The following is a 15,167-nucleotide window of genomic DNA, read 5'->3' on the forward strand; positions in this document are numbered from 1 at the left end:
GTCAACTTCCTGCGACGCCGTCGCCGCCGTCCTCATCCATCACACCCGCAGCCAAGGCAGGCGCGTCCGCAATCTCTCCACCGCCCTGCACGGCCATCTCCTCGCCCGGCTGCGGCGCATCTGCCGCAGCCCCCAGCGCATCCAGCACATTGGCCTGCACGCCGGGGTCTTCCAGCATGGGCAATTGATCCAGCGCCTGCAGCCCCAGGTCGTCCAGGAACTGCCGCGTGGTGGCCAGCAGGGCCGGCCGCCCCACCGTGTCGCGGTGGCCAATCACCTCGACCCAACCCCGGTCTTCCAGCTGCTTGATGATCAGGCTGTTGACCGTGACGCCCCGGATGTCCTCGATGTCGCCGCGCGTCACCGGCTGGCGGTAGGCAATGATGGCCAGGGTCTCCAATGTGGCACGCGTGTACCTGGGCGGTTTCTCCGGGTGCAGGCGATCGAGGTATTCGCGCATCTCGGGGCGGCTTTGGAATCGCCATCCCGTCGCCACCTGCACCAGCTCCACGCCACGCAGCGCCCAATCCTGCTGCAACTCCAGCAGCAGCGCCTTCACCGTATCCGAGCCCAGCGCATCGTCGAACAGGGTGCGCAGCTCGCGTACCGATACGGGCTGCGGCGCGCAGATCAGCGCAGTTTCGAGAACCCGTTTGGCTTCCACCGAATTCATGGTCCAACAGTTCCAAAAAGGGCGGCCACGCGCCATGGCGGGACGCTTACCTGGGGTTGGAGAATATTTGTACTTGCGACGCCGGAGTTGCGGCGAATGGCGCCGCACCCGCACCGGGCCGGCATGGCATCAACGGCATGAGGCCACAGCGCCGGCGGCAGGGCCGCCGTTCCCGCTAATTGTAGCGCAAGCCCCAGAAATCAAGGGCCTGGCGCATGTCCTCGGGCAGCGGGGCGTGAAACTCCATGGCCTTGCCGGTCACGGGGTGGACGAAGGCGAGGCGGAAGGCGTGCAGGGCCTGCCGCCGCATGGGGCCGCCCACGGCCCCGCCATACAGGGCGTCGGCCACCAGGGGATGGCGGATGGACGCCATGTGCACGCGTATCTGGTGCGTCCTGCCCGTGTGCAGCGTGCATCGGACGAGGCACACCTCGTCGCCGGTCGCGAGCAGGTCGAAGTCGGTGCGCGCCTCCTTGCCGGCATGCTGGCCGAGGTCCACCACCGCCATGCGCAGGCGGTTGCGCGGGTCGCGCCCTATCGGCGCCTGGATGCGGCGCTGCGCCGGGCCCGACCACGCGCCCCAGGCCAGCGCCAGGTACTGGCGGCTCACCTCGCGCGCCGCGATCATGCGCACCAGGGCATCCATGGCCGCCCGATTGCGCGCCACCACCATGAGGCCGCTCGTGTCCTTGTCCAGCCGGTGCACGATGCCGGCGCGCGGCACCTGCATGGCCTGCGCGTCGCGCCCGAGCAGGGCATTGAGGAGCGTCCCGCTCCAGTTGCCCGGCGCCGGATGCACCACCAGGCCCGCCGGCTTGTTGACGACGAGCAGATGCTCGTCCTCATGGATCACGTCCAGCGGCAGGCGCTCGGGCTTGAAGGCCTGGCTCTGCTGCGTGGGGCGCATCCGCACCACCACCTGGTCGCCGGCCCTGACCTTGTGGGCAGGCTTGGCGGCGGGCTGGCCATTGAGGCGCACGTCGCCCTGCGCAAGCAGCTGCTGCAGGTAGCTGCGGGAGAATTCCGGGACCAGTTCCGCCAGGGCCTTGTCCAGGCGCGCCTGGTGCTGCGCGGCGGGCACGGCCACCTCGCGCAGCTCGGCGTCCGCCTCGTCGGCGCTTTCGCCCGGGGGCTGCGGGTCGGACTCCTCGTCCGGCCAAGGCAGCCCGTCGCCTGCCACCTGCCTGCTCAACGCGTGGGCAGGTAGCGTGCGGGGTCCACCGGCTTGCCCTGGCGGCGGATCTCGAAATGGAGCTTCACGCGATCGGCATCGGTGCTGCCCATTTCCGCGATCTTCTGGCCACGGCGCACGTTCTGGTCCTCCTTCACGAGCAGCGTCTGGTTGTGCGCATAGGCCGTGAGGAAGGTGTTGTTGTGCTTCAGGATCACCAGGTTGCCGTAGCCGCGCAGGCCTGCGCCGGCATACACCACGCGGCCGTCGGCGGCGGCCAGCACCGGGTCTCCGGCCTTGCCCGCGATGTCGTAGCCCTTGTTGCGCACCTCGTCGAAACCGGCCAGCAAGCTCCCCGAGGAAGGCCAGATGAAGTGCATGTCGTCGGCGCCACCGGCCGCAGCGGGTGCCTGAGCCGGCGCCGGCTCGGGAGCCGACGCAGTTGCCGCCGAGGCAGGGGCGGCCGGCGCAGAAGCGGCCGATGCGGCGGGCTTGGGCGCACTCGCAGACGATGCGGACGCCAGGGGCGACGAGACGACCGGCCGCGTCACGACACCCGTGTCGGATGCCACCGATGCCGCGGACGCCCCGGGCGGGATCACCCGCAGCACCTGCCCCACCTCGATCAGGTTGGCGTTCTCCAGATTGTTCCAGCGCGCGATGTCCTTCCAGCTCTGCCCGTTTTCCAGGCCGATGCGAATCAGGGTGTCTCCGGGCTTGACGGTGTAATAACCAGGCTTGCCGGCGTTTTCGGCACCCGGCAGCGGCTTCACCTCGGGGGCCGTGCCCGCCGGGGTTGCGCCGCCATTGGCAAAGGTGCCGCGGTCCACCACCGGAGCCCTGTTCACGGGGGCGCTGCAGCCGGCCAGCAAACCGCCACCCGCCAGCACGACGACCCCCAAAGCCACAAGACCACGCGATACGAACATAAGCAATTCCTTCAAACGACCCCCGATTTTAGAGGGACGAAATGCACGGCTTCGAGCACCGTCTGCTCCAAGCCCTGCGGTGTTTTGTCAACCACGAGCAACATCTGGCGCCCGTCCACCCCCGCCATGGGCGCCACGAGGCGGCCTCCCACCGCAAGCTGCGCGCACCACTGCGGCGGAAGGCTGTCGCCGCCCGCCGCGGAAATGATGCCTGCATAGGGTGCGCCGCCGGCATAGCCCAGCATGCCGTCGCCCAGGATCAGGTGCACGTTTGCCAGGCGCAGGGGGCGCAGGTTCTCGCGCGCCTTTTCATGCAACGCACGCAGGCGCTCTATGGTGTACACCTCGCGTGCCAGCCGCGCCAGCACGGCCGCCTGGTAGCCGCAGCCGGTGCCGATCTCCAGCACCCGGCCCAGGCCGCCCGCGCGTGCGCATTGCGCGCCCAGCAGCAGCTCGGTCATGCGCGCCACCACGCTGGGCTTGGAGATGGTCTGGCCCAGCCCTATGGGCAGGCTGGTGTCCTCATAGGCCTGATTGGCCAGGGCCGTATCGACGAAGCGGTGCCGCTCCACGCTCCCCATGGCCTGCAGCACCGGCGCCGCCATGATGCCCGCCACCGCCAGCCGCTGCACCATGCGCGCCCGTACCGCGGCCGAATCCAGGCCCACGCCCTGGGGCGTGGGCGGCGGCGCATCGCGCCGGGCTCGGGCCGGCGCGGGAGAGGGAGTGGGCGCTGCGTCCTTTTGCCAGTCGATGCGCGCGGGGAATCCGGGACGGCGCTGCATCAGCCGCCCCCGTCCTGCACGCGCTGCGGCACCAGGCGCGCGGCGGTCTGCGCCCAATAGCCCAGGCCGTCGTGGTCGGTCAGATCCACCTTCAGGGGCGTCATGGACACATGGCCGTGCGCCGTGGCATGGAAGTCCGTGCCCTCGCTCGCGTCCTTGGCCGGCCCCGCGCCGCCAATCCAGTACATCAGCTCGCCGCGCGGGCTTTGCTGCTCGATGACGCGCTCGGCCGCGTGGCGCCGCCCCAGGCGGCACAGGCGCAGGGGGCGCAGCGCATCGAACGGCATGTTGGGAATATTGATGTTCAGCAGCCACGGCGCCCCGCCCACCAGCCTGTGCCGCTGCATCTGCTCCACGATCTCGCGCGCCTTGCGCGCCGCGGAGTCGAGCTCCCCCCAACCCTTGTCCACCTGGGAAAAGGCCATGGACGGAATGCCGAACAGGTAGCCTTCCATGGCCGCGCCCACGGTGCCGGAATAGATGGTGTCATCGCCCATGTTGGCGCCATTGTTGATGCCCGAGACCACGAGGTCGGGCCGGTAGCCCAGGACACCGGTCAGCGCGATATGCACGCAGTCGGCCGGCGTGCCGTTCACATAGCGAAAGCCATTGGCCGCGCGGTGCACGTACAGCGGCGAATGCAGCGTCAAGGCATTGGATTTGGCACTGTTGTTGTGCTCGGGGGCCACCACCTCGACGTCGGCGATGGCCTTGAGTGCGTCATGCAGGGCCACGATGCCCGGCGCCTGGTAGCCATCATCGTTGGAAATGAGGATTTTCATGGTCACGGTGACTGAATGCAACGCATTGTAGGAGGCCATGCCCGCAACCGCCGGAGCCGAGCGGCGCAGCATGGACGCACCACCGGCTATTCAATGAAGCCGTGCTCTGTCACACTTCGCACTCTTTGCATCTTCCTGCCCATCCTGCAGATGGACTCCGCCAAATCTCCTTCCGAAGTCGCGCGTGAAACCCTCAAGCTGCTGGCTGCACGCCGCCTCCCCCCCACCCCCGACAACTACCAGGCCCTGTACGAAGAGGTGTCGGGCACTCGCTCCACGCCGAACTTCCCCACCGCACAGCTGCGCCATATCCTGCATGTGATGCCGGGGCAGACCCCCGGACAGAAACGCCTGCTGGGTCAGATGGAGAACGCCGTTGAGCAGCAGGACTGGTCCATGCTGAAAAGCGTGTTGGTGGGCTATGCCAACCTGGCCCTGTCGCCGGCTTCCACGCCGCCGCCCGCCAGCGCCAGCATCGCCCATCTGCCCTCCACGCTGGCGCAGAACCTGGCACGCCTGGTGGGCAACACCTTGCCGGCCCTGGGCGACGACGACCCCCGCGTGCATGAGCTGGCCGCGCAGCTGTGCGCCTTTCTGCGCGAGCCCGAGCGCCCCATCGCCACGGCCGACTTGATGCTGGGCGACTTCAGCTACCGCCTGTCCTTCGCCGCGGAGGACCAGGCCGCCATACGGCAGGGCCTGCTCGGGCTGCTGCGCCTGGTGTTCGAGAACATCGCCGCGCTGAGCATCGACGAGCCATGGCTGCATGGCCAGGCCGAGGCACTGCTGGCCGCATCCACGCCGCCGCTCACGCTGCGCCGGCTCGACGATGTGCACAAGCGCCTCAAGGACGTGATCTTCAAGCAGTCCGAGGCCAAGGACCGCACGGTCCAGGCGCAGACGCAGATGCGCGAGCTGCTGGCCACCTTCATCGAGCGCCTGGCGCAGATGGACGAATCGAGCAGCACCTACAACGAAACCATGGAAAGCTGCGCCGAACGCATCGGCCGTGCAACGCAGCTGCAGGACATCACGCCGCTGCTCGAGGAGGTCATGGCCGCCGCCCGCGCCATGGCGCTGAACAGCCGCGTGACGCGGGCCGAGCTGCAGGATCTGCGCGAGCGCACCGAGGCCACGCATGCCGAGATCAACCAGCTGCGCCGCGACCTGGACCACGCCAGCGCCCAGGCCCGCCACGACCCGCTGACCGGAGCCCTGAACCGCAAGGGATTGGACGAAGCCATGGAGCGCGAGATCGCGCGCGCGCTCCGCCTGGATGCTCCGCTGTGCGTGGCCCTGCTCGACGTGGACAACTTCAAGGCCATCAACGACCGCCTGGGCCATGCCGGGGGGGATGAGGCGCTGATGCACCTGGTCCGGATCACGCGCGAAGTCATGCGGCCCCAGGACCAGCTGGCGCGCCACGGCGGCGAGGAGTTCGTGCTGATCCTGCCCAACACCCAGCTTGCCGACGGCGTGAAAGCCATGGAGCGCCTGCAGCGCGAGCTGACCAAGCGCTACTTCCTGAAGGAGCAGGAGCGCCTGCTCATCACCTTCAGCGCCGGCGTGGCGCAGGTGGAGGGCAAGCAGGGCAGCGCCGACGCCATCCGCCGCGCCGACGAGGGCATGTACCTGGCCAAGCGCTCCGGCAAGAACCGCGTGGTGGCTGCGTAACGGCGGAGCGGCATGGCCACGCCACCCGATGCCATGCACCGCCGCCGGCTTCTGCGGCAGGCGGCCTGGGCCGCCACGGCCACGCAGCTGCCGCGCTGGGCCTGGGCCCGGCAGGCCCTGCGGCACGATCCCTTCGGCCTGGGCGTGGCCAGCGGCGAGCCCTTGCCCGGCGGCGTGGTGCTCTGGACCCGCCTGCTGCCGCCGGACCCGGCCGACGCCGCCGCGCCCTGGGCCGGCCCGCTCACCGTGCGCTGGGAAATCGCCGACGACGCGCAGTTCCGCCGCATCGTGCAGCACGGCAGCGCCACCGCCCTGCCCGATCTGGCGCACAGCGTGCACGTGGAGGTGGCCGGCCTGCAGCCGGGCCGCTGGTACCACTACCGCTTCATGCTGGGCGATGCCGTCAGCGCCGTGGGCCGCACGCGCACGGCCCCCGCACCCGATGCACTGGAGCCGCGCCTGCGCGTGGTCCATGCCTCGTGCCAGCGCTGGGAGCACGGCTACTACGCGGCCTGGCGCCACGCCTGCGCCGACCAACCCGACCTGGTGCTGTTCCTGGGCGACTACATCTACGAATACGCCAGCCCCAAAGATGCGAGCGGACTGGCGCGTACGCACGGCCTGCGCCTGCCGCGCAGCCTGGCCGACTACCGCGAGCGCTACGCGCTGCACAAGAGCGACCCGGACCTGCAGGCCGCCCACGCCTGCGCGCCCTGGGTCGTGACCTGGGACGACCACGAGGTGCAGAACGACTACGCAGGCAGCCACGGCCGGGGCGACGCCGCCGACTGGCTGCCCCTGCGCACGGCGGCGTGGCAGGCCTTCTATGAGCACATGCCGCTGCGCGCATCGGCGCTCAATGCCCCGGCCTTCCACGGCCTGCAGATCTACCGGCGCCTGCACTGGGGGCGCCTGGCACGGCTGCATGTGCTCGATGCACGGCAATACCGCGACCTGCAGGCCTGCCGCAAGCCGGGCGGCAGCTCGGCCGGCGCGGTCCGCCCCGAGGCCTGCCCCGAACTCGCGGCCCCGCAGCGCAGCTTTCTGGGCTGGCAGCAGGAGCAATGGCTGCAGGCCGGCCTGGCGCAGGATGCGCGCGACCGGGCCGCGCACTGGAGCGTGCTGGCGCAGCAGACGCTGTTCGCGCCGCGCCACTACCCCTCGGGCCTGCAGTCCACCGACAGCTGGGACGGCTACCCCGCCGCACGCGAGCGCCTGCTGCAGGGATTGGCGCAGCACCCGCCGCGCAACACCGTCCTGCTGGGCGGGGACATCCACCAGAACTACGTCTGCAACGTGCCTGCGCCCCCCGGGGCCGGCGGCGCGGCGCGCATCCTGGCCAGCGAGTTCTGCGGCACGTCGATCAGCTCGCGCGCCGGCACCACGCAGGACAAGGTGGACGCCATCCGCCGCATCAACCCCCACGTGCTGCTGGCGCGCTGCGACGAGCGCGGCTACGGCCTGTGCGACATCACGCCCACGCTCTGGACGACCCGGCTGCGCGCCATCCGCGACCCGCTGGACGCGGGCAGCGACGCGTACACTCTGGCTCGCTTCGTGGTGGAAGACGGCCGCCCCGGCCCCCAGCCGGCTTGAGCGCCGGCCCGGTCCCGGCGCCACGCCGCGCGCCACCACCCGCGCCCCCGCTACCCAAGGAATACCCAAGCAGATGACCCGGAAACCCGCGCCCGCACCGCGCCCCACCGAGGCCGACTTCTCGAACCACACCCCCATGATGGCGCAGTACCTGGCCCTGAAAAGCCAGCACCCGGACACGCTGCTGCTGTACCGCATGGGGGACTTCTACGAGCTGTTCTACGCCGACGCCGAGAAGGCCGCGCGGCTGCTGGACATCACCCTGACGCAGCGCGGCCAGTCGGGCGGCCAGCCGGTGACCATGGCGGGCGTGCCCTTCCATGCGCTGGAGAACTACCTGGGGCGCCTGATCAAGATGGGCGAGTCCGTGGCCATTGCCGAGCAGGTGGGCGAGGTGGGCGCGGCCAAGGGCCCCGTGGAGCGCAAGGTGGTGCGCGTGGTCACGCCCGGCACGCTGACCGACAGCGAGTTGCTGCCCGACAAGAGCGAGGCCATGCTGCTGGCCGTGCACCAGGGCGCGCGCGCGCGCTGCGGGCTGGCCTGGCTGTCGGTCACGCAGGGCGTGGTGCACCTGGCCGAATGCGCGCTGGACGAGCTGGGCGCGTGGCTGGCGCGCATAGCGCCCAGCGAGCTGCTCTACAGCGCCGGCGTCACGCAGCGCTTCGAGGAACAGCTGGCCCAGCTGCGCCAGGGCGGCGCCTTCGCCTGCCCCTTGAGCCTGCGCCCGGACTGGCAGTTCGATGCAGCGCTGGGCGAGCGCAAGCTGCTGGAGCAGCTGGGCGCGGCCAGCCTGCAGGCCTGGAACGCCACCGGCCTGCCCCACGCGCACGCGGCCGCCGCGGCGCTGCTGCAGTACGCCGAGCACACGCAGGGCCGCAGCCTGACCCACATCCACAAGGTGAGCGTGCAGCAAGGCGACGCGCTGATCCACCTGCCCGCGGCCACGCGGCGCAACCTGGAACTGGTCAAGACCTTGCGCGGCGAGGACGGGCCCACGCTGTTTTCGCTGCTCGACACCTGCATGACCGGCATGGGCAGCCGCCTGCTCAAAAGCTGGCTGCTGGAGCCCGCGCGCGAGCGCACCGCGGCGCGCCAGCGCCTGGCCGCCACGCAGGCGCTGCGCGGCGCCGGCAGCGGCCAGGGGCCGTGGCAGGTGCTGCGCGGCGCGCTCAAGGGCGTGAGCGACGCGGAGCGCATCACGGCCCGCATCGCGCTGCGCCAGGTGCGCCCGCGCGAGCTGGTGGCGCTGCGCATAACGCTACAAAAAGCGCAGCTGCTAGCGCAGGATGCACAAGCGCCAGAGCCCTATCTGGCCGAAATATTCGGCCAGCTGCAGCCCCCCGGGGAATGCATGGCCCTGCTGGCCGCCGCTATTCCAGACGAGCCCGCCGCCCTGGTGCGCGACGGCGGCGTGATCGCCCCGGGCTTCGACGCCGAGCTCGACGAGCTGCGCGCCATACAGAACAACTGCGACGGCTTCCTGCTCGACCTGGAGACGCGCGAGAAGGCGCGCACCGGCATTCCCAACCTGCGCGTGCAGTTCAACAAGGTGCACGGCTTCTACATCGAGGTCACCAGCAGCCACGTGGACAAGGTGCCCGGCGACTACCGCCGCCGCCAGACGCTGAAGAACGCCGAGCGCTTCATCACGCCCGAGCTGAAAAGCTTCGAGGACAAGGCCCTGTCGGCGCAGGAGCGCGGCCTGGCGCGCGAGAAGTGGCTCTACGAGCAGGTGCTGGACCAGCTCCAGCCCCACGTGCCGCAGCTCACGCGCCTGGCCCAGGCCCTGGCCGCGCTGGACGTGCTGTGCTGCCTGGCCGAGCGCTCGCTCACGCTCGGCTGGTGCGCGCCGCAGTTCGCGGCCGAGCCCTGCATCGACATCGAGGCCGGGCGCCACCCGGTGGTCGAGGCGCGCCTGGCCGAAACGTCCAGCGGCGCCTTCATCCCCAACCACACGCGCCTGAACGCCAACACACGCATGCAGATCATCACCGGCCCCAACATGGGCGGCAAATCGACCTACATGCGGCAGGTAGCGCTCATCGTGCTGCTGGCCAGCATGGGCAGCCACGTGCCGGCCACGGCCTGCCGCCTGGGGCCGATCGACGCCATCCACACCCGGATCGGCGCGGCGGACGACCTGGCCAACGCCCAGTCCACCTTCATGCTGGAGATGACCGAGGCCGCGCAGATCCTGCACGGCGCCACGCCGCACAGCCTGGTGCTCATGGACGAGATCGGCCGCGGCACCAGCACCTTCGACGGCCTGGCGCTGGCCAGCGGCATCGCCACGCACCTGCACGACCGCACGAAGGCGTTCACGCTGTTCGCCACGCACTACTTCGAGCTCACCGAACTATCGGCGCGCCACCAGCACGCGGTGAACGTGCACGTGGGCGCCACCGAGTCGGGGCACGACATCGTCTTCCTGCACGAGATCCAGCCCGGCCCGGCCAGCCGCAGCTACGGCATCCAGGTGGCCAAGCTGGCCGGCGTGCCCGCCGCCGTGCTGCACCACGCGCGCCACACCCTCGCCGCGCTGGAAGAGCGCGCGGGCGAGGACGACCTGCAGGTGGACCTGTTCGCCCCGCCGCCCGCGCCCGAGGTGCAGGCGGCAAGCCCCGTGGAGGCGGCCCTCGCGCAGATCAACCCCGATGCGCTGAGCCCGCGCGAGGCGCTGGATGCGCTGTACCAGCTCAAGCGGCTGGCGCCGTAGCAGAAGCGGCCGCTATGGCGGGCCGTCCCACCGCCCCGCCACGTTCTTGAGCAGCGTGTTCACCGCCGCCAGCCGCCGGTTCTTCACGTCGATGAGCCCGCGCTGCGCGGACAGCACCGTGGTCTGGGCCGAGAGCACGTTGAGGTAGCCCACGGTGCCGGCCTTGTACTGGTTGGTGGCGATGGTGAGCGCCCTCTGCGCGGCGGCGACGGCCTCGGCCTGCACCTGTTCCTCTCGCGCCAGGGACGTGGCGGCGGCGAGGTTGTCCTCCACCTCCTGCAGCGCGGCGATGACGGCCTGGCGGTAGCCGGCCGCCGCCAGGTCGAGCGAGGCGCGGGCCGATTCCACGGCGGCCGAGCGCGCTCCGCCGTCGAACAGCGTGAGCGCGAGCGCCGGGCCCAGCGACCAGAACAGGTTGGGCGCGCCGACCAGGTCGCCCAGCGACGCACCGCGCCAGCCCCCCGCCGCCGAGAGCGTGAGCGCGGGAAAGAACGCCGACTGCGCCACGCCCACCTGGGCGTTGGCGGCCGCCACGCGGCGCTCGGCGGCGGCGATGTCGGGGCGGCGCTCCAGGAGCCGCGACGGCAGCTCGGCCGGCACCTCGGGCGGCGCGGGCAGGCGGGCCGTGGCGTCCAGGGTGAAGGCGGCGGGCGGCAGGCCGATGAGCGCGGCGAGCGCGTGCTCGATCTGCGCGCGGCTGGTCTCGGCTTCGAGCAGCTGGGCCTGCGTGCTCTTGTACTGCGCCTCGGCCTGGGCCACGTCGGCGGGCGATGCGACGCCCGCGCGCTCGCGGTTGCGCGTGAGCTGCCAGCTTTGCTCGTAGGCGGCGAGCGTGTCCCGCAGCAGCGCGCCTTGGGCCTCTGCGGCGCGCAGCGCGAAGTAGGTCTGCGCGGCGGTGGCCTGCAGCGACAGGCGCGCGGCGGCCAGGTCCGCGCCGCTGGCCTGGGCGCTGGCCTCCGCGGCGCTGGCGGCGCCCGAGAGGCGGCCCCACAGGTCGATCTCCCAGCCCGCGTTCAGGCCCAGCGAGTAGCTGGTGGCGGGGCCGGCCGTGTTCGCGGCACTGGCGCCGCGCGCGCGCGTGGCGCTGCTGCTGGCGCCCAGCGTGGGCAGCAGCGCGGCGCGGCTGCCGGCCACGGCCGCCTGCGCCGCGCGCAGGCGCGCCACGGCCTGGGCAATGCCGGGGTTGGCTACGGCGGCGCGCTGCTGCAGGTCGTCGAGCACGGGATCGCCGTACAGGCGCCACCACGCTTCGGGCGGCGCGGCGTCCCGCGGCTGCGCGGGGCGCCAGATGCCGGCCTGCGCGGCGGCGGGCGTGGCCTCCTTGAACTGCGCGGGCAGCTCGATCGCGGGGCGCTGGTACGCGGGCTGCGTGGAGCAGCCCGCGGCGAGCAGCAAGGCGGTGGCGGCAAGGGCGGTATGCTTCATATTCAATAGCTGCCAGCGCTTGATGGACGGGCGCTAGAGCCGTTTTTCATTGAAAACCAGCGGTTCACGCGGCGGCGCAGCCGGTCGAGCTGCACGTAGACCACGGGCGTGGTGTAGAGCGTGAGCAGCTGGCTCACCAGCAGCCCGCCCACGATGGCCAGCCCCAGCGGCCGGCGCAGCTCGGCGCCTATGCCCTGCCCCAGGGCCAGGGGCAGCGCGCCCATGATGGCGGCCAGGCTGGTCATGAGGATGGGGCGCAGGCGCAGGTCGCAGGCGCGGTAGATGGCCTGGGCCGGCGTGACGTGGCCGCCGCGTTCGCGCGAGAGCGCGAAGTCGATCATCATGATGGCGTTCTTCTTGACGATGCCGATGAGCAGGATCACCCCGATGAAGGCAATCAGCGAGAACTCGGTCTTGAACAGCATCAGCGCGAGCAGCGCCCCCACGCCCGCCGAGGGTAGCGTGGACAGGATGGTCAGCGGGTGCACCAGGTCCTCGTACAGCACGCCCAGCACCAGGTAGATGGTGAGGATGGCCGCCAGGATCAGCACCGGCTGCCCGGCCAGCGACTGCTGGAACGCGCCCGCCGTGCCGCTGAAAGACCCGCGCACCGACACCGGCACGCCCAGCTGCGCCACGGCGGCGCGGATGGCGTCGCCCGCCTGCGACAGCGACACGCCCGGCGCCAGGCTGTAGCTGATGGTGCTGGCGGGCGTGCCGCCCTGGTGGCTCACGGCCAGCGGCGTGTTGGTGGTGGCGATGCGCGCGAACGCCGTGAGCGGCACCTGCTTGCCGCTGGCGTTGACGAAGAAGAAGCCGCGCAGCGTCTCGGGGCTCTGCAGGAAGCGCGGCGCGGCCTCCATCACCACGCGGTACTGGTTCAGCGGGTTGTAGATCACGCCCACCTGGCGCTGGCCGAAGGCGTCGTTCAGGGTGGCGTCGATCTGCGCCATGGACAGGCCCAGGCGCTTGATCGCGTCGCGGTCTATGACCAGCGATGTCTGCACGCCGTAGTCCTGCACGTCGCTGTTCACGTCCTCCAGCTCGGGCAGCTCGCTCATCACCTGGCGTATGCGCGGCTCCCAGGCGCGCAGCTCCTCCACGCCGTCGGACTGCAGCGTGTAGTCGTACGAGGCCATGCTCTGGCGCCCGCCGATGCGCACGTCGGTCTGCTTCATCATGAACAGGCGCGCGCCGGGCTCGTTCCTGAGCTTGTCGCGCAGCCGGTCGATGACCTCGTCGGACGACACCTTGCGCTCGGCCAGGGGCTTGAGCGTCATGAACATGTTGGCCGCGTTGATCTGCCCGCCGCCCGTGGAGCCCATCACGTACTCCACCGCCGGGTCCTGCTGCACGATGGCCAGGAACCGCTGTATGCGCTGCTGCATGGCCTGGAAGGAGCTGGCCTGGTCGGCGCGGATGAAGCCCATGATGCGGCCCGTGTCCTGCTCGGGCATGAAGCCCTTGTCGATGGCCACGTACAGGTGCACGTTCAGGGCCACCACCGCGGCCAGCGACAGCAGCACCAGCGGCTGGTGGCGCAGGCCCCAGGCCAGCGTGCGGCGGTACAGGCGCTGGCTGGCGCGCTCCAGTCGCCCGAGCCATGCCGCCACGCGCGCCCACGCCCCGCGCGGCGCCCCTTGCGCCTGCGGCGCGCGCAGCAGGTGCGCGCACATCATGGGCGTGGTGGTCAGCGACACCACCATGGACACCAGGATGGCCGAGGACATGACGACGGCGAACTCGCGGAAGAACCGCCCCACGATGCCGCCCATGAACAGGATGGGCACGAACACCGCAATCAGCGACAGGCTCATGGACACGACGGTGAAGCCGATCTCGCGCGCACCATGAAGCGCCGCCTGCAGCGCGCTCTTGCCGCGCTCCATGTGGCGCAGCACGTTCTCCAGCACCACGATGGCGTCGTCCACCACGAAGCCCGTCGCCACCGTGAGGGCCATGAGAGAGAGGTTGTCCAGCGTATAGCCCGCCAGGTACATCACGCCGAACGTGCCCGCCAGCGACGCGGGCACGGCCACGGCCGGCACCAGGGCGGCGCGGCCGTTGCGCAGGAACAGGAACACCACCAGGATCACCAGCGCCACGGCGAGCAGCAGGGCGCGCTCGACCTCCTGCACCGAGGCGCGCAGCGTGGGCGTGCGGTCGGACACCACGGTCAGGTCGATGGCGGCGGGGATCGAGGCCTTGAGCTGCGGCAGCAGGGTGCGCACCTTGTCCACCGCCTCCAGGATGTTGGCGCCCGGCTGCTTGTAGACCTGCAGCAGGATGGCCGGCTGGCCGTTGGCCACGCCGTAGTTGCGCACGTCCTGCACCGAGTCGAGCACGTCCGCCACGTCCGACAGGCGCACGGCCTGGCCGTTGTTCCAGCGCAGCACCAGCGGCGCGTACTCGGCCGCCACGCGCGCCTGGTCGTTGGCGGCCAGCTGCCAGTAGTGGTCCTCGCGCTCCACGGCGCCCAGCGGCCGGTTGGCGTTGTTGCTGGTGATGGCGCTGCGCACCTGCTCCAGCGATATGCCGTTGGCCGCCAGGCGCAGCGGGTCGAGCTCCACGCGCACGGCGGGCAGCGCGCCGCCGCTCACCGCGGCCTGTCCCACGCCCTCGACCTGCGAGAGCTTCTGCGCGATCACCGTGGAGGCGGCGTCGTACATCTGCCCGCGCGTGAGGCTGCCGGACGTCAGCGCCAGGATCATGATGGGCGCGTCCGCCGGATTGATCTTGCGGTAGGTGGGGTTGCTCGGCATGCCCGAGGGCAGCAGCGTGCGCGCCGCGTTGATGGCGGCCTGCACGTCGCGCGCGGCGCTGTCCACGGTGCGCGAGAGGTCGAACTGCAGCGTGATGCGCGTATTGCCCAGCGTGGAGCGCGAGGTGATCTCGTTGACCCCGGCGATCGCCCCCAGCGAGCGCTCCAGCGGCGTGGCCACCGTGGCGGCCATGGTGTCGGGGCTGGCGCCGGGCAGGCTGGCGGTGACGGAGATGGTGGGGTAGTCCACCTGCGGCAGCGGCGCCACGGGCAGAAGGAAGAACGACACGGCACCGGCCAGCGCCAGGCCGATGGTCAGGAGCATGGTGGCGATGGGGCGGTGGATGAAGGGGGTGGAGAGGCTCATGCTTTCCCTCCTTCCCTGCCATGTCCTTGCCGTGTGTTTTCATGTCGCTGGCCGGGATGTGCGCCCGGCGGCGCACCTACCTTTCTTTGCTTCGTCAAAGAAAGGTAGGCCAAAGAAAGACGACCCTGCTGTCCGTGTCCCTTCGCTTCGCTACGGGCAACCTGCGGTGCTCGCGCATGGGGTGTGCCGTGGAACTCACTGCGCGCCAAAGGCGCTCCGTTCGAACAACCACGGCAAGTCAGACCACGAAGCATAGGCGCTTCGACGCCCATGCCCACCCCATGCGCC

At 70.9% G+C, this 15,167-nt stretch carries 10 protein-coding genes; 3 read left to right on the top strand and 7 right to left on the bottom strand.

Annotated elements, in window-relative coordinates:
* Nucleotide 1: 1 nt before the first annotated feature.
* From scpB to surE, 5 genes are all read right to left on the bottom strand, one after another.
* Nucleotides 2-673 carry an SMC-Scp complex subunit ScpB gene (gene scpB, locus ACX12L_RS16850; protein WP_459263609.1) on the bottom strand — a complete coding sequence of 224 codons (672 nt, stop codon included), beginning with the start codon at nt 671-673 and terminating at the stop codon, nt 2-4.
* 175 nt (nt 674-848) lie between these two features.
* Nucleotides 849-1,853: an RluA family pseudouridine synthase gene (locus ACX12L_RS16855; protein WP_459263610.1), complete on the bottom strand. Its 1,005-nt coding sequence runs from the start codon at nt 1,851-1,853 to the stop codon at nt 849-851.
* Nucleotides 1,854-1,861: 8 nt separating this feature from the next.
* Nucleotides 1,862-2,773 carry a peptidoglycan DD-metalloendopeptidase family protein gene (locus ACX12L_RS16860; protein WP_459263611.1) on the bottom strand — a complete coding sequence of 304 codons (912 nt, stop codon included), beginning with the start codon at nt 2,771-2,773 and terminating at the stop codon, nt 1,862-1,864.
* Between the two features lie 11 nt (nt 2,774-2,784).
* Nucleotides 2,785-3,558 carry a protein-L-isoaspartate(D-aspartate) O-methyltransferase gene (locus ACX12L_RS16865; protein WP_459263612.1) on the bottom strand — a complete coding sequence of 258 codons (774 nt, stop codon included), beginning with the start codon at nt 3,556-3,558 and terminating at the stop codon, nt 2,785-2,787.
* Nucleotides 3,558-4,340, bottom strand: coding sequence for a 5'/3'-nucleotidase SurE (gene surE, locus ACX12L_RS16870; protein ID WP_459263613.1), 783 nt, complete (start codon nt 4,338-4,340; stop codon nt 3,558-3,560). The genes ACX12L_RS16865 and surE overlap by 1 nt, the downstream gene beginning before the upstream one ends.
* 150 nt (nt 4,341-4,490) lie before the next feature.
* Between surE and ACX12L_RS16875 the strand changes: the two genes are divergently transcribed.
* The 3 genes from ACX12L_RS16875 (at nt 4,491) to mutS (ending at nt 10,326) form a co-directional block, all read left to right on the top strand.
* Nucleotides 4,491-6,014 (top strand): GGDEF domain-containing protein, encoded by a 1,524-nt coding sequence (locus tag ACX12L_RS16875; protein ID WP_459263614.1) that lies wholly within the window; start codon nt 4,491-4,493, stop codon nt 6,012-6,014.
* Nucleotides 6,015-6,026: 12 nt separating this feature from the next.
* Nucleotides 6,027-7,610, top strand: coding sequence for an alkaline phosphatase D family protein (locus ACX12L_RS16880; RefSeq protein ID WP_459263615.1), 1,584 nt, complete (start codon nt 6,027-6,029; stop codon nt 7,608-7,610).
* Between the two features lie 73 nt (nt 7,611-7,683).
* Nucleotides 7,684-10,326: a DNA mismatch repair protein MutS gene (gene mutS, locus ACX12L_RS16885; RefSeq protein WP_459263616.1), complete on the top strand. Its 2,643-nt coding sequence runs from the start codon at nt 7,684-7,686 to the stop codon at nt 10,324-10,326.
* Nucleotides 10,327-10,338: 12 nt separating this feature from the next.
* Here the strand turns inward: mutS and ACX12L_RS16890 are convergent, their stop codons facing one another.
* Together ACX12L_RS16890 and ACX12L_RS16895 are read right to left on the bottom strand one after the other, a co-directional pair.
* Entirely contained in the window at nt 10,339-11,751 is a 1,413-nt protein-coding gene (locus ACX12L_RS16890; protein ID WP_459263617.1) for an efflux transporter outer membrane subunit, read from the bottom strand.
* A 2-nt stretch (nt 11,752-11,753) separates the two neighbouring features.
* Complete coding sequence (locus ACX12L_RS16895; RefSeq protein WP_459263618.1) at nt 11,754-14,879, bottom strand: efflux RND transporter permease subunit; 3,126 nt, start codon at nt 14,877-14,879, stop codon at nt 11,754-11,756.
* Nucleotides 14,880-15,167 lie beyond the last annotated feature (288 nt).

This window comes from Alicycliphilus sp. T452 (assembly GCF_054512775.1).